Here is a 20790-nt window from a genome sequence, read left to right as displayed (position 1 = left end):
AGTTGCTGGGAGTCTCCTGTATCCACTCTTTGCTGAGTAGCGATGAAAAAGGCCTAACTATCAAGAGTTAGGCCTTTATATTTTAATGAGTAAACGCTGGTTATTATGGCGTGTAGTAGGTTGCTGCGCCTGGGCCAACAGGTAAGCCAATTACGAATACCCAAAGGAAGAAGAAGCAGGTCCAACCGATAAAGAACACGATTGAGTATGGCAGCATAGTAGCAACTAGCGTACCAATACCTAGGTTCTTCTTATATTGTGAAGCGACTGCCAAAATAAGGCCAAAGTAGCTCATCATCGGCGTAATCAGGTTAGTCACCGAGTCACCGATTCGGTAAGCCGCTTGAATGGTTTCTGGTGCGTAACCTACTAGCATTAGCATAGGCACAAAGATAGGTGCGGTAACAGCCCACTGGGCAGAAGCGCTGCCTAACATTAAGTTGATAAAGCCACACATCATAATAAACAGCACAAATACTAAAGGGCCGGTAAGGCCTACTGCATTGAGTGCGTCAGCGCCCGAAACCGCAAGCACAGCACCTAAATTAGTCCACTTAAAGAAAGCCACAAACTGCGAAGCAAAGAACACCAAAACGATATACATGCCCATGCTGCTCATGCTGCTAGACATGGCGTTAATGACATCAATATCGCGCTTCATGCTGCCCACTACACGGCCATAAACCAGACCAGGAATAGCGAAACAGATAAAGATAAACGCCACAATGCCTTTTAGAAATGGCGAGCCAGCGACTAAGCCCGTCTCTTGATTTCTAAGAGGTGCGCCTTCAGGAATAATGGTTAACGCCAGTAGTGCAGACATCACTAATACCGCAAGGCCGGCGATTTTTAATCCCTTTTTCTCAAGGGCACTGACGGTATCCATCTTCTGTTCGCTAAGATCAATTGTTGCTTCGCTAGCATCATATTTGCCTAGCTTTGGCTCAACAATTTTCTCAGTAACGAATGCACCTAAGAAGGTGATCAAGAAGGTAGAGACAAACATGAAGTACCAGTTTACTTCTGGGCCAACTAAGTAGTCAGGATCGATCATTTGCGCTGCAGCTTCGGTGATCCCTGAAAGCAGAGGGTCAACAGTGCCCAGTAATAAATTCGCACTGTAACCGCCCGATACACCGGCGAATGCTGCTGCAAGGCCAGCTAGAGGATGACGCCCTAACGAGTGGAAGATCATCGCAGCCATCGGGATTAACACCACGTAGCCTAACTCTGATGCGGTGTTTGAAACGATACCAGCAAAGACTAAGGTGAGTGTAACTAAGCGCTTAGATGCACCCATAACCAGCAAACGCATCGCGGCAGACAATAAGCCTGAACGGTCGGCAATACCGACACCCAATAAGGCTACAAGCACGGTTCCTAGCGGGGTAAAGCCGGTAAAGTTAGTCACCAAGTTGGAGACTATCATCCGCAGACCTTCGGCGTTCATCAGGCTGACAACATGGATTAAGCCATCAGCGCTGCGGCCCGAAGCGCCTTCAGGGCGTGGGTCTACAACGGTTAATTCAAAGTATCCAGCAATACCACTAATAACCACGACTGCAGCGCAGAACATTGCAAACAGCGTAATAGGGTGAGGTAGTAAATTACCGAGTCTTTCTACAACGTTAAGGAAGCGAACAAACCAACCGCTAGGTTGATTGTTGGGGTCAGAGGGGACGTCACCAGGCAAAGGTAAGCTATCGCCGTTATTGGAGCTCATAAGGTCTTCCTTCAATATTAATTATTATTTTTATTATTCTACTGATGTGTGGCCTGAGTAGCTACTAATGAGCATTTATTGTTAAGCCTATGTGTCATGATGGATAAATAAAATTAATTAAACCTTAAATCGAACGATTTAGCAGAGATAACAAAAACATAAGAAATCGAGCTGTAGTGCGGTTTTTAACTAGATAATGGGATTATTCAGGCTAGATTTAGAGGCAAAAAAAAAGACTCATATAGGATGAGTCTAAAAGGGATTGATTAACAATTTCCGTTGGGAATGGAATTACTATAACTAGTGCTAGCTGTATCTAGGCTGAATGATTGACCGACTAAGTACACATAAAAATCGCACAGTGTTTTGTAGATAGATGAATATTTCAAAGTGCTTATCTATATAGAGAAAATTAAATTACAGGCAAAAAAAAGGACTCATATGAATGAGTCCGAAGGGGATAAATGGATTAGTTGTCCGTTAGGAGTGGGATAACTATAACTAGGGCAAGCTGTACTGCTGCTGAATAGGTTTATGATGCTCATAACCGCTGGCATTTGTTCTATATGGCTGATTTAGGTTAACGCTTGCAGATAAACCATGATAAATAGCCGAGTAAGAGCAAAGTTAAATAAAAGTGGAGTTAAGTTTAAATTTTAACTTGATAAATAGTCGAAATTGACGCGGATGAGAAATAAGTTGTTCAAAAAAGCACTGATTATATTCGTTATATATCTATCATTTTTCAATTGGTTACATTATTTGTAAGTTAAATTTTACGCACGGCTAGCTAATTTTGCTTATTTAAATATAAAAATGAGCTAAGTCAGCCATTAATGTTCGTTTAAACATAAGCTTATAGGGTAGGTGGCGAGAGTTTTTTGCATGTGTGCTTAAAAAGTAACGCTTTTAAAGAATGGATAAATCTTTACATAAGCTGGATTTAGTTACTCAAATAAGTAACAGTATGGCAATAACAATGAAACTGGTTTTACCCTTGTTGTCCAATTACAGCGGCTAAGGTGAGTCAGTTGCCATTAAAAAGAATAATAGGAAGTACAAATGGAAGGGATATTATTAGGGTTAGGCCTACTGATTATTGTTGGCTACCTTTGGTATGTGAGCTTAATTAAAAAGCGTAATACTGGTCGTGAAGCTTTGTCTGGTATTGATGTTCAACTTAAAAAACGCTCGAATCTTGTACCAAACATTCTCAAGATCGCCCAAAAATACATGGAGCATGAGAAATCCTTACTGACTGAAATCACCGAGCTTAGAACGTTAGCGACTAAAGGCTACGATGATGTCGATCCCGACTCCGTTAAGCAGCATCTGCAAGTCTCTGAAAAACTAAATCAAAAAATGTCACAGCTAATGGTCAGCGTTGAAAACTACCCTGAGCTAAAGTCTGACAATACTATGCTGCAAGCCATGCAAACTTATAACGAAGTTGAAGCTCAGCTTGCTGCTGCTCGTCGTTTTTATAATTCGGCCGTGTCTGAGTTAAATACAGCTGTTGAAATCTTTCCCGGGTCGATTATCGCATCAATGGCCAAGGTTAAGGTGATGCCATTTTATGAAGCTGACGAGGCTGCTAAAGCGCCAGTGGATGCCGCTGATTTCTTGAAATAGCGCAGCTTTGCTACAGGGGAACGAGGTAAAGGAGACAAGAAAACTAACATTATGAATATTTTTAGTTTCCTGTCTGGTTCGTTTAAAAGCTTAGATCGAGTAAAGCTAGAAGAGCCTATTTTTGAAAAACAATTTGATGTGTTTTCCAGCGACCAAATTGAGGCGCGTTATCTGTTAACGGTGAGCTTTATGGAGCGTTTACAGGCTTTGTCTGCCAGTTTTGGCAATAAGATCCAGTGTGCCTTTTACCGTAATAAATTGCTGATCATGCTCGGTAGCAAACAAGATCGCTTTGAAATGGCATCTATATTTAAGCCTGCGACTTTTGAATATGAATTTAGTCAGATAAATAGAGAGATGAAGCAGCTGTTTGCTATAGTTGATGTACTGAAATTAGAGCAGTCGAACGGATTATGATGACTCGATGGCTGGGACTCATGCTTGCAGTATTGTCAGCTAATGTGGTGGCAGAGACCAGTAAGCCACACTTTGTTGCTAAGCCAGCAAATAAAAGTGCATTAGCTCGATCAGTCGTTAACTCGGAGCCTATATCAATGAGCTCTGACGTGGCTAAAGCTGAGCAGGGAGAAAAGGTTTATCACTATCGCAATGCAGACGGCAACCTAGTATTCAGCGACTATGCACCGCAGCAAGGGCATTACCAAGTGTTACTGTTTGACTGTTACGCATGCCAACCAGACTCGAATATTAACTGGCAATCAATCCCGCTATTTACCTCATTATATAAGCAACAAATTGCCGCAGCTGCTCATACTTACCAGTTAGAGCCAGCACTTATCCGTGCGGTGATCCATGCTGAATCAGCATTTAAGCCAGAAGCTATATCAAAAGTTGGTGCGCAAGGTTTGATGCAGTTAATGCCTGCAACAGCAAAAGAGTTAGGCGTGGTTGATGCATTTCATCCGCAAGAAAATATCGCTGCCGGAAGCCGTTATCTCGCTCAGCTGCTAAAACGTTTTGATGGTGATATTACCTTGGCATGTGCAGCTTATAACGCCGGCGCATCAAGGGTTGAGCAGTATAATGGCGTACCGCCATACTCTGAAACCCGCGCCTATGTGGAGCGGGTGCAAATACTGCTCAAGCGTTACCGAAGAGGCTAAACGCTTGAGCAATATGATTTAAAGTATTAGATGACTATAGTGCTACGGCAGCTTGGTTTAACTCGTCTTTGTTTGACTTAGTTTGTTCCGATTTAGTTTGTTCAGATTTAGCTTGTTCTGCTTTAGCTTGATTGGCCTTTTTGGCGCGAGTTTTAATATCCAACCACACCATAGGCACCACGATTAAACACAAAGCAATGTTAGACAGCGGCATTGCCATCCACACACCATTTACCCCTAAAAACTTAGGTAAAATCATTAAAAATGGTAGTTGAATAAGCATGTTGCCACAGGCAATGACTAGTGCTTTAACGCCCTGGTTAGTCGCCATAAAGTAGATTGAAGATAGCGCAATAAAGCCATCTAACGGCATGGCGAACAGGTGCATTTTAATACCTTCAACAGCCGTTGCGATTAACAATGGATCATCATTGTTAAACAAGCCAACCATGGTTTCAGGTAATAGATTGAGTAGTAACACCCAGCTCGCACCTGCAATTAAGGTCACCTTTACCGACAGCTTGAGCATTTTATTAATATTTTCATGCTGTTCAGCGCCATAGTAATAACTCACAGGCGGCTGCATACCTTCAGCAATACCCTCAGCGATTAAGTAATACAGCACCATAAGGTAACCAACAATGGCAAATGCGCCAACGGTTAGCGGTGTGCCGTACTCAGTGAATAATCGGTTGTGCAGGGCAAATACAAAGCTGGTATACAAATACATAAATAGGCTAGATGAGCCAAGTAGTACAATTTGCTGCGCAAAAGCGCCATTAAACCAGCTAAATTTAGCTGACCAGTTAATGCTACTGACGTGCGAACAAAAATAGATAAGGCCAAGAATACACACAACCGCTTGTGCGCTGATGGTGGCGATCGATGCGCCTAATAAGCCAAAATTGAATACGCCGATCAGTAAATAGTCGAGAGCAATATTGATGACAGCGCCTAACACCATTAAGCCGGTGGCAATGTTGGGGCTTTCATCATTACGAATAAGCAACGGAATAGCTGAAGCGATTACGGTAATTGGAGCGCCCCAAGTAAACACGCCGATATAATCTTGTGCCATCACTAAGGTATTGTCTGCACCACCTTGCGCCTCTAAAAACACTGTGCTGAAAAAGTATAATACAGTGGTAGATATAGCAGCCAAACCTAGCATCAACATTAGGCTGCTGGTCAAAATAGTTGGCGCTGCACGGGTGTCGCCTTTACCGCGTTGAATTGACAGCAAGCTACCGCTACCCATGCCGACCATGATGCCAAAACCCACCATAAAGTAGATCACCGGCCAAGCCATATTGATTGCAGCGAGTCCTTCGAAACCTATGTAATGGCCAATAAAAATCCCGTCGACGATTTGGTATAAACCGTTAACTAGCATGGCGGCAATGGCTGGCAAGGTGTAACGCCAGAATGTGCGGCCGATTGATTGGGTTTGTGTCGTTTCGATGTTTGGATCTAGCATGGATATATCAATATTGAACAATAAAGCCCGGCAAGTTACTCTGTATTTGAGATTGAATAAAGTTAGTTACTATCTGTTTTTGATATAGGTTGGTGGGTGGATGAACTGGACATTGGATGAGCTTAACGCGTTTGTATATGCGGTTAAGCTTGGCTCTTTTTCTGCTGCGGCGCGCAAAATGGGCAAGGCGCAGTCGCGAATTAGTACCGCGGTGAGTAACTTAGAGGCAGATCTTGGTTTTGAGTTGTTTGATCGCAGTGCCAAACTACCTGTGCTGACTAAACTTGGCGAAGAGATGTTTATTGAGGCGCAATCAGTATTAGCGCAATGCCAACGTCTTAATGCCAGAGCGATGACGGTAACGTCTGGAGAAGAGGTCACGCTTACAGTTGCGATGGATGAAGCGGTTCCTGTAACCGCTTTTGAGGCACTGTTTCAGCGAATTTCAACTCAGTTCCCGTTGCTTAAGCTAACCATTATCAACGGCTCTCAAGAAGATATCGGTCTGTGGGTCGATGCGGGGCGGGCCGATATCGGTATTATGTTCCACAGTTCAACCATGCTGCCAGACTCACTCGACTTTATGTCGATTGGTCAGTTTAAGCAGAGCTTAGTTGTTGCCCCTACCCATGCATTAGCATCTAATCCTGCGCCAACCTTAGAGCAACTGATGCAATATAGGCAGCTGGCTATTTGTGATATTACTGGGCAATCGCAAACACCGCCTTTATCTGCAAACTATTGGTATATAGATAGTTATTACTACATCGTTGCGCTGGTGCTACAAGGCGTGGGCTGGGCGTTAGTGCCTGAGCATGTCGCTAAATCAGACTGGTACATTGAAGATCTAAAAGAGCTTTCAACCGAATATATTACCGAGCCATTGCTGGTGGAAATGGGCGTGGTAAACCGCCGCGATAAACAAATCGGCCCGGTGATGCACTGGTTGTTTGATGAGTTACACTCGGTGTTGCATTAACCTTTATTGGTTTAGGTTTACTGCCCAAGTGTATAGACATACCTATTAACAATTCTTTACTGCTTTGGTCTGTTTTAGGCGACGGATTTTGCTACTGTGTTGTTTAAAATAACAACAAAAGAATGCGCCGATTATGCAATCTATTTCCTCAATCAAAAGCCGCGTGACCTCAAGCGTGGCTGCTTTATCTCTGTTAATACCTATTGCCGCTTTTGCTAACCAAGATGCACGGTTAACTGCTGCTCCCTCAACTGAAGATATGCGTTTATACGATATTGCCAACGCCACCTCCGCCAGCCGTTTGCATCAAGACGTGGCTAAACTGGTGAGCTTTGGTACCCGACATACATTGTCGGAAACCGAGTCTGACACTCAAGGTATTGGCGCCGCAAGGCGTTGGATCCATGCGGAATTTGAGCAAATATCTAAAGACTGCGGTGGCTGTTTAGAGGTGATTAGTTTAAGCGATACTGTAACGGGTAAACGCATCCCTAATCCCACTGAAGTGGTGAATGTTATTGCTATTCAGCGTGGCACGCTTGACCCAAAACGTGTGGTAATGATGAGTGGTGATATTGATTCACGGGTAACCGATGTGATGAATGCTAAAGCGATATCCCCCGGCGCTAACGACAACGCTTCTGGCGTGGCTGGTGCCATAGAAGCGGCGCGAGTGCTGTCGCAGTATCAGTTTGCAGGCACCATTGTTTATGCGGCGCTGTCGGGTGAAGAGCAAGGCTTGTATGGCGGAGCAACTCTCGCTCAGTATGCAAAAGATAAAAACTGGCGCGTAGAGGCTGTGCTCAATAACGACATGATAGGCAATATCGCCGGAATTAACGGTGTTATTGATAATCGCTCGGTGCGGGTGTTTTCTGAAGGAGTGCGTATTGCCGAAACTGCCGATGAAGCTAAAGAGCGTTATTTTAGTGGTGGTGAGAATGATTCAGCATCTCGCAATCTTGCTCGTAAGATCAAAACATTAGCCGACCAATACATGACAAACCTAGATGTAATGTTGGTGTACCGCTTAGACAGATTCGGTCGCGGTGGTCACCATTTACCCTTCAATAAAGCAGGCTTGCCTGCGGTGCGGATCATGGAAACTAACGAGCACTATGACCGTCAGCATCAAGATATTCGCGTCGAAAATGGCATTGCTTATGGTGATGTAATTGAGGGGGTCGATTTTGATTTTAATGCCAAGCTCACTGCGCTTAATGCGATTAGTTTAGCCTCAATGGCATGGGCACCAGCGCCACCAAGCGAAGTGACCATAGCGGGTAAAGTGTCAGCTAATACCACACTGAGTTGGCAGCAAAGTGACGCTAAAGATGTGGTTGGTTACCGTGTATATTGGCGTTTAACTACAGAGCCTGAATGGACCCATAGCCGTTATGTCGGCAAAGTCGATTCATTCACCTTAAACAATATGGTGATCGATAATTACCTGTTTGGTGTTGCTAGTGTGAGTGCCAATGGCAATGCAAGTCCGGTAGTTTTCCCCGGCGCAGCAGGTGCATTTTAAAGCGACCTGATGGAGTCGATTTTTGAATAAATAGGACAAGGATTTATGCTAGAGCTAGTACAAAGGATTGTGATGATAATACTGCTCAGCGCTGCATTATCGGGGTGTTCAGCAAACACAGCTGCTAATGCTGGCTGTGACTTTGTTAGTGGCGCACATAGTAATGCTGAGCAGAGAGAGCAACGGCAAGTGATTGGCGGTAGTTCGGAATCATCAGCGAATAATAGAGATACTGAGGTTGGGGTCATCAATGCCATTTTGGGCGTGTTTGCTCGTCAGGGTAATGATGCTCAAGAGTGTCTGTAGTTGCGAATGGCGATAAACAAAAAGCCCACGTTAAAACGTGGGCTTTGATGAAACCTAAGACGACTGTTGAAGTGAGTTATTCTGGCACTTCTTGCTTAACGATAGTCTTGCCACCGTTATGGCCAAGGCGACGCTCTAGATAATCCAGCATCTCTTTAGCGGTAGTATCTAGCTGCCATGGTGGGTTAATGATCCACAGGCCTGCTGCTGTCATACCAAATTCATTGCTATCAGGCTTGATTGCTTGCTCGATACGTAATTGGTTTTTAATGCCGCTTTCAGCAAGTAATTTCAGCATGCCTTCGGTTTGCTCGCGATCAACAACCGGATACCACAGCATGTATACGCCAGTGGCGAAGCGTTTGTGGGCTTTGATAATTGCTTTGGCCACATCTTGGTAGTCAGTTTTGATCTCATAACTTGGATCGATCAAAATCACGCCGCGGCGCTCAAGTGGCGGCACGGCAGCAATTAGACCTTTAAGGCCATCACCTTTGATAACACGAACTGCGCGATCGCCAGTGTATTGTTCTTCAAGGGTTAAATAGTCAGTGCCGTGTAGTTCGTGCAATACCATGCGATCTTTTTCACGCATGTTCATATCTACAAATGCTGGCGAGCCAGGGTAAAACTCTAACTCTTGTTTGCCTTGGTTGAAGTGTTTTACATCTTCAATGTACTGCACTAGCGACTCTGGTAAGTCGGTTCTTTCCCATAGTCTGGCTACGCCATCTAGGTATTCGCCGGTTTTCTTTGAAAACTCGTCAGTTAACGCATAACCGCCAGCTCCTGCATGGGTGTCGATATAAGCCATTGGCTTATCTTTTTTATGCATGAGTTTAAGAACTTGCAGCAAAATTGCGTGCTTGAGAACATCGGCATAATTGCCAGCGTGGTAGCCGTGACGATAACTTAACATTGCGTTTAAAACCAAAGATGGAAAGAACGCTGATTATATACCCAAACCGCACGGATGTGCAGAACTGAGTGTTAATCGACAAGCTAGATAAGGCAAATAGCCGCTTACAGCTTCAGGGTTTGTCGCTGCATCCACATCATATTGTTTTCTACCAATGGCAGCTGCCAGATGGCGGTGCCATCATCTTGATAGACGCGGTAGAAGCTTAATTGCTCTTGGGTTAAATGCTGCTTTCTGAGGGCAAGATAGATGATTTGCGCAGTATCAGACAATGCATTAGGCGATGAAAGGGTGGTTTTGCTGACTTCAATATCAAAGCGCTCAACGGTGCGTTGTTGCCATTTTTCGCTGGTACGCTTGAACTGACCGCGAACTTCATAGCGGATTGGCGTGGTGTAGCAGTCTTCATCTGTAATACAGGCTGCAAAGTAAAATATACCGCTATCAGGTGTGAGATCGACCAATGAGATACGAATGTCGCTACGAACAAGGCGGTGATCATCAATCGCAAAGTACAGATCGCCATGATAGATCTGCTCTTTTAAATCGCCTTGATGAGCCTTTAGCTCAGGTAACTCTAGCTTGTTATAGGTTTTTTGCTCCATTCTAATCTTAGTGGTGAGAAAGTCTGATAACTCGAGTTGGCTACCGTGCTTGGTTTCACTACTGATGTTGATTAACTGTTTACCACTGCATTGTTCTTGCTGGTAGTCAGGGCAAATGGCAAAACTGTCCATCTTGTCGCTGAGCAGTGCAAAGCTACTAAAGCTAGTAAATGGCGCTTGCCAGTTAGGCTCGTTACTGATCTGATTTGCAAGACGTTTATTGGCTAGCTCGGCAGATAGTTGCACTTGTTCAGTTGGGGTAAACACTCGCATATTACCGCTAACGTTGCTGAGTTTGCTGTTCACTAAGTTTTCGTTATAGGGCGCTTGATGGTGATTTAAATAGGTGTAACTAAGTAAGATAACTGACGCGATAACCGCTACGGCAAACAGTAGCGCTGCTGTTGGTTTTTTAAAGCGATGATTGCTTTGGCTTGGCGTTGTAAGGTGCAGCACATAGCCGTGTCTTGGAATGGTTTTTAGTTCGACTTCTGGGTAATTGGCCAGCTTTTTACGTAGCACACTGATGCATTGCTGTAATGACGATGCTGAAACAACTCTGTCGTGCCAGCCAGCTTCTAGCAAGGCTTCTCGGGTAATTAGCGTACCTTGATGCTTAAGCATCAGTTGTAGCACAGCAGTCTCGGCGAAGCTGAGTTCGATACGTGACGAGTCTTCAGCATCAAATAAATATTGCTGAACCACGTTTAAGCTTAGCGTTGACGTTAGTTGCACGGGTATTCTCTAATAAAACAGATATCTAATTGAGTATATTCTGAGGTTTATTACGGTGGAAATCTAAGCCTGTAAACTTTGATCGACTTCCTGATTTCTCGCTTGCTTGCTGCCTAGCTCAACTATTATTGCGGCCTGAGAAAGTCAATTTGTGCATATAAACTCTCAATTTAAGCCCGTCACTTTGTGGGCGAGCAGCTGAATATTTGTGATTACTATAAAAGTTGCAGCCCAGCGTGAAACGCCGGGCTGCTTGATGTACTTGCAGGGACATCAATTACTTTTTGGCTTAACCTTAAAGGTTATGCACCTGTTTAAGGTTGTCTAACGAGTGACAAACAGCGCACGCTTCAACTTGTAGCTCGTTGGCTGCAACACCGAATCGACCGCCGTTTTGCTCCATGTGGGCACGGACGGCTTTATTGATCACCATCTTACCGTTAGCGTCTTCTTGCTTAGCATGACAAGCGTAACAAGTTGCTGAAACGGGTGAGGTGTAAGCATCAACCGTGATATCGGTAGCTGGGTGAGCACGTGAGTCTGGGTTGTAGTCCAAATCTAGTGCTAGTGGACGACCCACAGCTGTTAAACGGTCAACGCCAAAGGTGTCGCCTTCGTGACAGCGGTAACAGTTGGCTGTGTCTGCTGGGAACTCAATGTTACGTACACCGTTTTCGCGATCTTGAGTGGCACGTTGGTTAGTGTGCAGTGAGTGCATCCATACTTTGTGGTCAGGGTGGCTCACGGTTAATTGCTCAACATAATCCCAATCACTTGGTTTAGTGTGCATTTCGCGAATCGCCTGAGTTGGTGGCGTGTTCGGGTTATGGCACGCTAAACATGGGTCAACGATGTCAGCCGTAGAACTTAAGAAGCCTGGCTTGCCGCCTGGCATCATAGCGCGCTCTGCAAACGGACGAATATGTTCATCTAATTCATCGTGGTCATGACCTGAGAAACAAGTGGTATCGGCCAGCTCTTTGTTGATCTCTGTTTTGCGGCTATGGCAGTTGCGACAAGCTAGCTCAGTGTTATCGTTAAACTCATCGTAACCGTGGCAAGTACCACAAGTTTTGTTGCTCACAATCACCGGACGCTTTGCTTCAGGTGCATCAGTTAGGCCATTTTTATCAAAGAACCAACGCTTGTTTGCTTCAGCATTTTTAGTGTGGCCAGCTTGATCACAGCTCACTAGATTTTGCGCGCTATCGAAGCAGTAAATAAAGCGGTTAGTGATAAAACCTGCATCATCAATCAAGTCGCCTGAGATAGCGTCCTGAGTAACAATTGGACCCATTAGGTAAGTAAACACATTGTCTTGTGAGCCGTGTAGCGGTGTACGTTCACGTTCACCTGCTGGCGTGTTGCCACTGCCGTCTTGAGTAATGTCTTTCTTATTACTCTTAACGAAAATACTGTAACCACGGCTGGTGGTGAAGTCGACAGAGGTTCCCCAGTTAACATATAGCTGTAGGTTCTTAATCCAATCAGCGTCGGCTGGGTTGTTGTTCGCTACGCTAATACGTTCGCCTTGGCGATCAAGCAGGGCAAAGCTAATTTCAGCGTAATGTTCACCATTTTGCTCAACAAGTTTGGCCTCTTCAAGGCTGATATTGACGATGTTACGCTCATCTTCCGCTACGGCTTTTTCTGACTTACTTAAATGAACTTCATAAGTATTTTCAGGTGAGTGACAAGTTAAACAGTTGCCATTATCTGGCTGAGTGCTGTGATCGTAAACTGGATTGGTGGTCATGTCGTGACAGCTAGAACAGGTTTCACGAGTCGGTACTAAGTTCCAGTTAGTGGCTTGTAGCTCAGTGTCACTGACTTCTTTAGCGTGACAACTTGCGCAGTTGCCTAGTGCTTGTGGGGTTATACCAATATGGGCAGTGTGCGCCAATACCGGCCAAACCATAGCAGGGTTGTCCATGTTGTTGCTGGTGTGGCAGCTTGCACAGTTCTCAATGTTAGCGCCGCCGTGTTTAATTGAGGCTATATCGTCGTGACAGCTCAAGCATGAACTACCATCGATAATGCCGCGGTTGTCAGTGACTTCGCTACCATCAACTTTAAAGTCAGAGATAACTTCAGTAGCTGGAATATTGTCTGTTGCTAACACGCTAAATAGAACACGCTGAGTGAAGTCACTGTTATGGCTTACATCGCCCATAGATAGCGGTGCATTCATGGTGTAGCGGTAACTACCATCCATGTTATCAACTAAAGTGCCTTCGCAGCCTTTAGTTGGTGAGCAGGTTTCACCAGCTAGCTTTTGCCATTGTGAGCGCTCGCCTTCAATTTGTGGCAGTAACTGCGCGGCATTGACTTTAATCGCGGCGATTTTTATCACTGGAATCGCCAGTTCGTTCTCGGCGCTGAAATCGATACTCAACACGTTATCGGTAATTGTAGTGCTAGTCAGGGTTAGTGTTAGCACTTCAGCTTGCGTGGTGGTGTTGCCGCCAGGCTGACCATCTTCGCCGTCTTTACCGTCATCACCAGAACAGGCTGTCATACCGATTGAGCATGCAGCAAGTAGCGTGGCATAACACAGCTTCTTATTTAAAGTTTTTGGAGTCATCATCATTTTTATCCTGCTTATTTCTTTTTAGAGCCAGTTGATTTATCAACGGCGGAAAAAGTGTGCCTTAAGCAGATCGGCTAGGATGTGAACAGCTACCTATTTATAGTTATCTTGAAGTTTTTTAGGTGCTTTTCAGTTGATTTGAGCTGTTTTGAGGGTTTTTGAGCTGCAAAATTGTTCAAAATAGCCCTGAAATCATTACTAGAGGCTAAAGTGGTAGATATGGTTTCGGCATGTGTAGTGGTATCATCACTTTGTCAGTATTTCTAACTAGAGCCTAATTGTGACCAGCATTTTCTTTAATCGCCATTACCCAACAATTGAATCCGCCAGTGAACGCTGGGGACTTGTTTACGATCCCGATGCCGCGTTTGAACTGATATTTGAAGACGATGTACTGACATTAATCAAGCGTGATGAGCCTAAATTAAAGGGCATTTCGGTGGATTTCGTGACAGGTGCTGTGGCGCATCGGCGTAAGTTTGGTGGTGGTCGTGGTCAATCAATCGCTAAAGCGGTCGGTCTTAAGCAAGGTGTAACGCCTACCGTGGTTGATGGCACTGCAGGCCTTGGCCGTGATGCCTTTGTACTGGCAAGCTTAGGCTGTAAGGTATTGATGGTTGAGCGTCATCCAGTAGTGGCTGCCTTACTAGAAGATGGTTTACGTCGCGCCTATGAAGATGCTGAGATTGGCGATTGGATGCGTGAGCGTATGAGCTTGTTTCATGGCTCAAGTATTGATTCGCTAGCTGATGCGGCTAAAGCATCAAGTACCGAAGTCGACGTGGTTTATTTAGATCCTATGTATCCGCACCGCGAAAAGTCAGCATTAGTGAAAAAAGAGATGCGGGTTTTTCAGTCATTAGTTGGCGCCGATCTTGATGCCGATGGTTTGTTAGCACCGGCTATGGCACTCGCTACAAAGCGCGTAGTGGTTAAACGTCCCGATTATGCCGATGATTTAGATGGTGCAAAACCTAGCATGGTGATTGCCACTAAGAAAAATCGTTTCGATGTTTACGTGAAAGCAGCAATGACAACTTAGTAAGACAATCAATCTAGCGATATTGTTGAAGAAAGCCCCTTATTAAACTTGTTAAGAAGGGGCTTTTTACTACCTAAATCGCAGTAGTTACTAGGCTAATAGCGAAATTGAGTGGTTGGGAGAGCTTGCTTTTCGATAGCAAGTTAGCGCAGTTCTGATAAGTAAATGCTATTGATTTACATGGCATTATCAGAGACCATTTATTTGAAAGTAGTTGTTGAGTACGTTTACTTATGAATTATTATTTGTTGTCCGCAGTTTTTGAGCCTGACGAAGCGAGCTTCACTGAGCAGCAACCTCAGCAGCTTAACTTTTATCACACAGAGCCTAAATCATTTGCTACACCGCCAGCTGTCAGCTTAGATACTTTTTATGAAGGCCGGGCAATGTCTGACTTTTTAAAACTCGGTATTGGCTTTTTAGCGAGCGAAAAAGTGCAGCAAATCTTCTTAGAAAATCAGTTTAGCGGTTTACAGTTTGTGCCTGTTGAGGTGCACGCTGACACGGTTGACCACTGTTTTGCATTTATGAATTGCATCGCGGATTATGATCTACTTGATCCTGTAGCATCTAATGCCAAACGCTTTAAAGAGGTGATTGGTGGCTATGCTAAGGTTTCGAGTGAAAAGCTTGATAAACTGCGGCTTTTGAGTACCACAATCACTCATGACTGCTTCACTCTATCGAATTACAAACTAGTTTATTATGTCAATGAGCGAGTCAAATTTGCTCTAGAGCAAGCCGGTGTCAGTGGCATCGATTTTGTCCCTGCTGATTTCGCTGCTACATCGACATAGTGGGTGAGGGATTGAGATTATTATGGATAACGCCCAAAAGTATTTAACTCTTTATAACAAACTCGCCGAAGAGCGCCTGCAACGTTTTTCTGAGACTTATCCTTACACCCGTTCATGGAATGAATTGCAGCAATTGTATTGCGTTGAACTTGAGCCAGAAGACACGGTTAAGTTATTTGCAAATCGAAATGACTTGTCAAAGGCGGTAGCGAGATGTCTGCGAGATACTCAGCCGGTTGAGCTATTTGGATGTTATCAGGCGTTCACCACCCAAGATTGCCAGATGCTTAATGACGTTATTTTTCAGTCCACAAGGCAAAGACTATTATCGAGTGCAATAACCGCTGGTGGTACTGACCACAGCAGTTTTTATCACAATATAGTGGCGGCCTTTGCTTGTAATGATTTCGAAATTATTCAGTCATTTGCACCAGCAGATTTACCATTTTGCAAGTATCCCTACTACAACGCCCCCGCGCTGAACCTCATTACTTCACTGTATTATCAGGACCGAGCTAAACAAACAGACGTATTAGCTTTGGCTGAAAAGTTTTTGAAAAAGAAGCTGCCAGTGTTGGATGCTGCGGTTATACATTTTCTAGTGGCCTTGATGCAAGGTGATAGTAGCCGCGCGAGCGAAGCATTGCAGCAAGCTAGCCTTGGTTTTGCCCGCAGCCGAGTATATGGCGCACTTGAGAAATGTTTTGCAGTCGAATTACACGGCCTCTATAACTTCGCTCGCTATATTGACCCTGAGTTATTTGCACAAATCAGTGTGCCAACAGGGGCTGGCTTTTCAATATCGTTCGCTGAGTGGCAGCGAGATAACGCTTATGTAACGGGCAAGCTCTTTTATCAATATCCGTCAGAACGAGAGTTGATGAATCAAATTTTAACCGCCAAATTGCCCCAAGTGACACTAATAGAGCATAAGAAAAATAGCTTTATCCAAGATGAATCTGCCTTTTTGAGTCAGTTAATTGATGCCATAGCGCCAATCGGATAAGCGTGGGAGATGCTGTGAACACAGGAGCCATTATTCAAGACACAGTCCTCACCCCCTTTACACGAAGCATGTTTCAAAAAGCCTCGTTAGTGATTGGTTTAGGTTTTCTAATTGGTGCGTGTTTTTATGATGCTCAGGCTATCTCACTGGTGCTAACGGTTTTCGCAACGCTTTATGTGATTGTCAGTTTTGTTTTTAAACCTAAGTTACGCCAACAGATTTACCTGAAAGATGGCGCGCTACGGGTATCAAAGTCAGCGCAAATATCAGGCTTTGATAAATGGGTATTTGCTTGTTTCATCTTGATTGTTGCTGTTAGCAATATCTATGCTTTGGCAAATATCAGCACATTAACGCTGGTCATTGTGGCTTATCAAGTTTGCTTATCTGTATTGGTTTACAAACGGTTGCAGCGCCTAGATGAGCTTGTTTTACCTTTGGCCGAGCAGTATTTACTGCTCGAAAATAAGCAGTCTAATTGCTTGTTACTACAAAGGTTTGATATTTATTTGGTTAACCGATCCGCTGAAACATTACCCCTGCCAGCGGAGGTTTTAACCGAGCAAGATGAAGCTAAACTGCGAGAGCTTGTGTTTGTTGGCACTATCTCGCTTGAGGAAGATCCGTTCGAAGGTGATGATGCCAAAACGGTTATTGCACAGTTAAATCAGCATCTATCCATAACGCCGGGGTATACGCTGACTAAAAAATCGTGGCGTAATAGTATTAAGTCATTTTGCTTTGGGCTTGTCGGCCTATACGTTTACGTTTGTTGGCTGCCTGATCTATTTAAATTTATGTTTCCTGTAGGCCGTTATCGCAATAAATTTGGTGATATTGTTACTCGCACTGAAGGTATGTCTGACTTCGGTGTAGTTTTTATGATGTGTATAATGTTTGTTTTTTTAGCATTGCCTTGCTTAGCGTGTATTTTTACTTTTTGTAGCGAAGTAAGATTTGGCACGTTTAAGGCGGTTTGTGTTACCAAAGAGAAGTTTTGGTTATTAATCCCCGGCATAAATGGTCATGATTCGAGAAAGATATCATGCGCCGAAATCGCTTATATTAGTCACGCCGATGTTCAGGCTGGAGAGGACGATGTTGGGCCACCAGGTTTATACATTGATGGTGATATAAAGCTGATTGGAGTGGATAATCATCTCATTTCATTAAGTGGTTGGGCTTGGAGTGGTCGATATATTCTCAATTATTTAGTTAAATTGGGAGTGCCGGTGAGATTGGTGCCGCAAGAGAAACAACAAAAGAACGAATAGTGAGCATAAAAAGCCTAGCTGTTAGCTAGGCTTTGTAGTTTCTGTGCTCAGAAAATCCAATTGTTAGTATAAATACAAAATTGAGGCTAGGCCCAAGAAGCAGAAGAAGCCGACAACATCAGTAACAGTGGTAAGAATAACCGAGCCCGATAGCGCTGCGTCTTGATTCATCTTTTGCAGGATCATCGGCACCATCACTCCGGCTATTGCCGCAACCGCCATATTAATTAAAATAGCCGCGCCAATTACAGTGCCCATTATTGGATCGTTAAACCAGTACCCGGCAATAAGACCGATGACAGTGGCCCAAAGCACACCATTTAAAATACCAATACCCAGTTCGTTTTTGAGTAACGACATTACGTTACCCGAAGAGATCTGCCCCATTGCCATACCGCGGATCATCAGGGTTAATGACTGACTACCGGCAATGCCGCCCATTGAGGCTACGATCGGCATTAATACCGCTAGAGCGACAACCTTTTCTAATACATTTTCAAACAAACCAATGGTGGCTGAAGCTAAAAAGGCAGTCAGTAAATTAATTCCTAGCCATACTGCTCGGCGGCGAGCACCTACGGTAATCGGCGCGAACAGATCGTCGTCCTCATCCATACCTGCGGTTGCCATTAACTGCGCTTCATAGTGTTCACGCACCAGTGCCGTTGCGGTGCGCAGTGTCATACGGCCAATCATAATACCGCTGGTATCAACGACGGCGATTTCTAATTCGTTACTGTGCTCAATTGCTTCTGCTGCTTCAATTAGGCTGGCATCTGCCAAAATTGAGCGACTGTCTTCCCATAGTAAACTTTCTAAAGTCGCTTCTGGGGCGGCACGAAATACATCGTGACGGCGAACACTACCTATGTATTTGTCGTCATCATCGAGCAAAAACACATGATCGTTACAGTCGAGCTTGATTCGACGGAAAAAACGCTGTGCTTGAGACACGGTTGAGGTGAGGTTTAGTGCTAAAAATTGGTGTTCGGCGTAACGGCCAATTTCATTTTCAGAGTATTGGTCATAACGATCATAGTGCTGACGTTGGCGCTCGCCCATTTGCGATAGCGCACGTTCGGTCATCGCATCAGATAGCGTATCACTCCACTCAATCAAGTCTTCAGGTGAGATTTGCGAGAACAATAAGTCGAGCTCAGCCTCTGGCATCTCATCTAGAATGCCGTTACGCGGGTCGGCGCGCATCAGATCTAGTACGGCAATGCGCTCATCGCTATCTACTTGAGACCAACGCTCATAACGCTCATCTAACGGTAACGACTCTAATAACAGCGCCACAGTACCTGGCTCTGCTTCTTCTAACATTTCATCGAAAAGCTCTGCCTGCTCTTCACCTTCTGCGTTGGTCAGTTGCTCAACGGATTGGCTCACTTCAACCATAGATAACTCAGGCGCTTCATATTCTGAATCGCTTGGATGTTGGCTGTTATCGATAGGGAGTTCATCTTTTGGCAATGACATGGTAACCGACCTTAAACTGAGGCTTAAAAAAGTGCGCAACTATATTGATTAAATCGTTAACTCGCAATGGGTTTTACAGAGTTAAAGATAAAGTCTAGCTAATGCCAATAATAGCATTTTGCAGTATTGATAGGGTAGAGGTTGAATTGATGGGCTAGATATTGGGTAGCGCTTTGTAATGCTCGTAAAAAAGCCTTCACTAAGTGAAGGCTGTGGTTAGGTGACTAAATCAACATTTTACGAGTGACATGTAGGAATGTGAGCGTCACAAATTGTGCGAGGAGTTACTAGAAATAGTAGGCTACGCTAACGTTGAAGCGTTTATCCCAATCATCACCAACTTCAGGCAATCCTATGTGGTCGTTGTTAGCTGTAGAGAAAGTCATATTCTTACCCATAATGAAGTCAATCTGAGTGTATGTTGGACCTGCACTTATAGCTGCGCCAATGACATTTTGCATACTATTATCATAGCTATCGTCATCTACATCGGGAGTCATTAAACCAAAGTCATTGTAGAATTTTATACTTCCCCAGTCTGTCGGAAGTGTTTTAGCTATGTTTGCACTATACACTTGACCTTTAGATGCCACTTCAAATTGCCAGCTGACTACAGATACACCTATTTTATTACTATCAGCGCTATCGGCGGCATCGAACTCATATTGCATCGCTTGTAACTGTAGATTCCAACCATTGAAAGTACTGTCTAAATGCGCAGCGAAAGCATATCTATCGCCGTTGTTACCAGTTTTCGAGTTGTAAATTTGTCCAGCTTCAATAGAAGCACCAAAGGTCGTTGAACCACCTTGATGTTCCATTTTATAGGTTTGGCGCAAGTTAACTTGATTTGTCTCTTCGTTATGGTATTCAGTTCCGTTAATTGTGCCGCTGTAGAGATCTGCAGCATAACGTTTGTTTTCTGTAGGGCCATATTCAGCACCTTTATAGAATGCCATATCAGTTTGCCAACCATTGTGCTCGTAAACGGCTTTTATACCGATATCATGATCATCCTCAAAACCCAGATAGTAAGGCAATCCAAACCAATAACTATTTGAAATATATCCTAGGTTGCCAAATGGCACCTTGTTTATACCAAATTGTAACTGCCAGTCTGGATTGAAGTTGTAGTACCCATAACCAAATTTTATATAGTTAGTATCAGCTGTAAAACGGTAGTCAGACTTTAATCCCCAATTTCCGTGTTTTGCATCAAAGCGCAAAGACGCCATATCAAAGGTAAAATCCCCAGCTTTATCTTTTGAGCTTTCGCTATAATCTTTATAAGCATAATTTACACGTACGCCTCCATGGATATTAATACCATCTTCTTCCTGCTCCGCAGCAAGGGTATTAAAAGTGCTGAGTGTGAGTGCACTTGCAATTAATGAAAGGTAGAACTTTCTATTTGTGTTCATGATCGTGTTATCCCAGTGTTTTATATAGGTAAGTAAATTATTTATATTTGTTTTTAAGTTTATTTCATGGATATATAACTGGTTTATTCAAATATTAACTCCTTAAGTTTTAAATATGATTTTTTAGATGCAAATTAATAAATAATTGGA

16 protein-coding genes and 1 pseudogene are annotated in these 20790 nt (G+C 43.9%); 10 read left to right on the top strand and 7 right to left on the bottom strand.

Going from position 1 to position 20790, the window contains the following annotated elements:
• Window positions 1-103: 103 nt before the first annotated feature.
• Window positions 104-1723, bottom strand: a complete 1620-nt coding sequence (locus L2740_RS06620; RefSeq protein WP_248949302.1) for an AbgT family transporter — start codon at window positions 1721-1723, stop codon at window positions 104-106.
• A 1062-nt stretch (window positions 1724-2785) separates the two neighbouring features.
• Between L2740_RS06620 and L2740_RS06615 the strand changes: the two genes are divergently transcribed.
• The 3 genes and pseudogenes from L2740_RS06615 (at window position 2786) to L2740_RS06605 (ending at window position 4479) form a co-directional block, all read left to right on the top strand.
• Window positions 2786-3355 (top strand): LemA family protein, encoded by a 570-nt coding sequence (locus tag L2740_RS06615; protein ID WP_248949301.1) that lies wholly within the window; start codon window positions 2786-2788, stop codon window positions 3353-3355.
• Window positions 3356-3418: 63 nt separating this feature from the next.
• Window positions 3419-3772: pseudogene (locus L2740_RS06610) on the top strand (DUF3137 domain-containing protein); the annotation flags it as partial.
• Window positions 3769-4479 carry a lytic transglycosylase domain-containing protein gene (locus L2740_RS06605; RefSeq protein WP_248949300.1) on the top strand — a complete coding sequence of 237 codons (711 nt, stop codon included), beginning with the start codon at window positions 3769-3771 and terminating at the stop codon, window positions 4477-4479. The pseudogene L2740_RS06610 and the gene L2740_RS06605, both read left to right, overlap by 4 nt.
• 34 nt (window positions 4480-4513) lie before the next feature.
• Here the strand turns inward: L2740_RS06605 and L2740_RS06600 are convergent, their stop codons facing one another.
• Window positions 4514-5956, bottom strand: coding sequence for an MATE family efflux transporter (locus tag L2740_RS06600; protein ID WP_248949299.1), 1443 nt, complete (start codon window positions 5954-5956; stop codon window positions 4514-4516).
• Window positions 5957-6056: 100 nt separating this feature from the next.
• On the opposite strand from L2740_RS06600, the gene L2740_RS06595 reads away from it, so the two are divergent.
• The 3 genes from L2740_RS06595 to L2740_RS06585 all read left to right on the top strand — a co-directional run bounded on the left by L2740_RS06595 (window position 6057) and on the right by L2740_RS06585 (window position 8769).
• Entirely contained in the window at window positions 6057-6935 is an 879-nt protein-coding gene (locus tag L2740_RS06595; RefSeq protein ID WP_248949298.1) for a LysR family transcriptional regulator, read from the top strand.
• 133 nt (window positions 6936-7068) lie between these two features.
• Window positions 7069-8463, top strand: a complete 1395-nt coding sequence (locus L2740_RS06590) for a M28 family peptidase (protein WP_248949297.1) — start codon at window positions 7069-7071, stop codon at window positions 8461-8463.
• Between the two features lie 45 nt (window positions 8464-8508).
• Window positions 8509-8769 carry a hypothetical protein gene (locus L2740_RS06585; RefSeq protein WP_248949296.1) on the top strand — a complete coding sequence of 87 codons (261 nt, stop codon included), beginning with the start codon at window positions 8509-8511 and terminating at the stop codon, window positions 8767-8769.
• Between the two features lie 76 nt (window positions 8770-8845).
• Here L2740_RS06585 and L2740_RS06580 read toward each other — a convergent pair whose 3' ends face one another.
• From L2740_RS06580 to L2740_RS06570, 3 genes are all read right to left on the bottom strand, one after another.
• Window positions 8846-9688, bottom strand: coding sequence for a 23S rRNA (adenine(2030)-N(6))-methyltransferase RlmJ (locus L2740_RS06580; protein ID WP_220781598.1), 843 nt, complete (start codon window positions 9686-9688; stop codon window positions 8846-8848).
• 104 nt (window positions 9689-9792) lie between these two features.
• On the bottom strand, window positions 9793-11028 hold the full coding sequence (locus tag L2740_RS06575) for a winged helix-turn-helix domain-containing protein (protein WP_248949295.1): 1236 nt from the start codon (window positions 11026-11028) through the stop codon (window positions 9793-9795).
• A gap of 295 nt (window positions 11029-11323) precedes the next feature.
• Window positions 11324-13615, bottom strand: coding sequence for a multiheme c-type cytochrome (locus L2740_RS06570; protein ID WP_248949294.1), 2292 nt, complete (start codon window positions 13613-13615; stop codon window positions 11324-11326).
• A gap of 283 nt (window positions 13616-13898) precedes the next feature.
• On the opposite strand from L2740_RS06570, the gene L2740_RS06565 reads away from it, so the two are divergent.
• The 4 genes from L2740_RS06565 to L2740_RS06550 all read left to right on the top strand — a co-directional run bounded on the left by L2740_RS06565 (window position 13899) and on the right by L2740_RS06550 (window position 17737).
• On the top strand, window positions 13899-14660 hold the full coding sequence (locus tag L2740_RS06565) for a class I SAM-dependent methyltransferase (RefSeq protein ID WP_248949293.1): 762 nt from the start codon (window positions 13899-13901) through the stop codon (window positions 14658-14660).
• A gap of 248 nt (window positions 14661-14908) precedes the next feature.
• On the top strand, window positions 14909-15457 hold the full coding sequence (locus tag L2740_RS06560) for an imm11 family protein (RefSeq protein ID WP_248949292.1): 549 nt from the start codon (window positions 14909-14911) through the stop codon (window positions 15455-15457).
• Window positions 15458-15479: 22 nt separating this feature from the next.
• Window positions 15480-16463: a hypothetical protein gene (locus L2740_RS06555; RefSeq protein ID WP_248949291.1), complete on the top strand. Its 984-nt coding sequence runs from the start codon at window positions 15480-15482 to the stop codon at window positions 16461-16463.
• Between the two features lie 14 nt (window positions 16464-16477).
• On the top strand, window positions 16478-17737 hold the full coding sequence (locus L2740_RS06550) for a hypothetical protein (RefSeq protein WP_248949290.1): 1260 nt from the start codon (window positions 16478-16480) through the stop codon (window positions 17735-17737).
• A 63-nt stretch (window positions 17738-17800) separates the two neighbouring features.
• Here the strand turns inward: L2740_RS06550 and L2740_RS06545 are convergent, their stop codons facing one another.
• Both L2740_RS06545 and L2740_RS06540 read right to left on the bottom strand, forming a co-directional pair.
• Window positions 17801-19219, bottom strand: coding sequence for a magnesium transporter (locus L2740_RS06545; RefSeq protein ID WP_420833510.1), 1419 nt, complete (start codon window positions 19217-19219; stop codon window positions 17801-17803).
• A gap of 287 nt (window positions 19220-19506) precedes the next feature.
• Window positions 19507-20643, bottom strand: coding sequence for a hypothetical protein (locus tag L2740_RS06540; RefSeq protein WP_248949394.1), 1137 nt, complete (start codon window positions 20641-20643; stop codon window positions 19507-19509).
• Window positions 20644-20790 lie beyond the last annotated feature (147 nt).

Origin of the sequence: Shewanella pneumatophori (assembly GCF_023283895.1) — a bacterium.
In the GTDB taxonomy this organism is placed as follows: Bacteria; Pseudomonadota; Gammaproteobacteria; order Enterobacterales; family Shewanellaceae; genus Shewanella; species Shewanella pneumatophori.
This window is presented reverse-complemented; position numbering and strand designations above follow the sequence as displayed.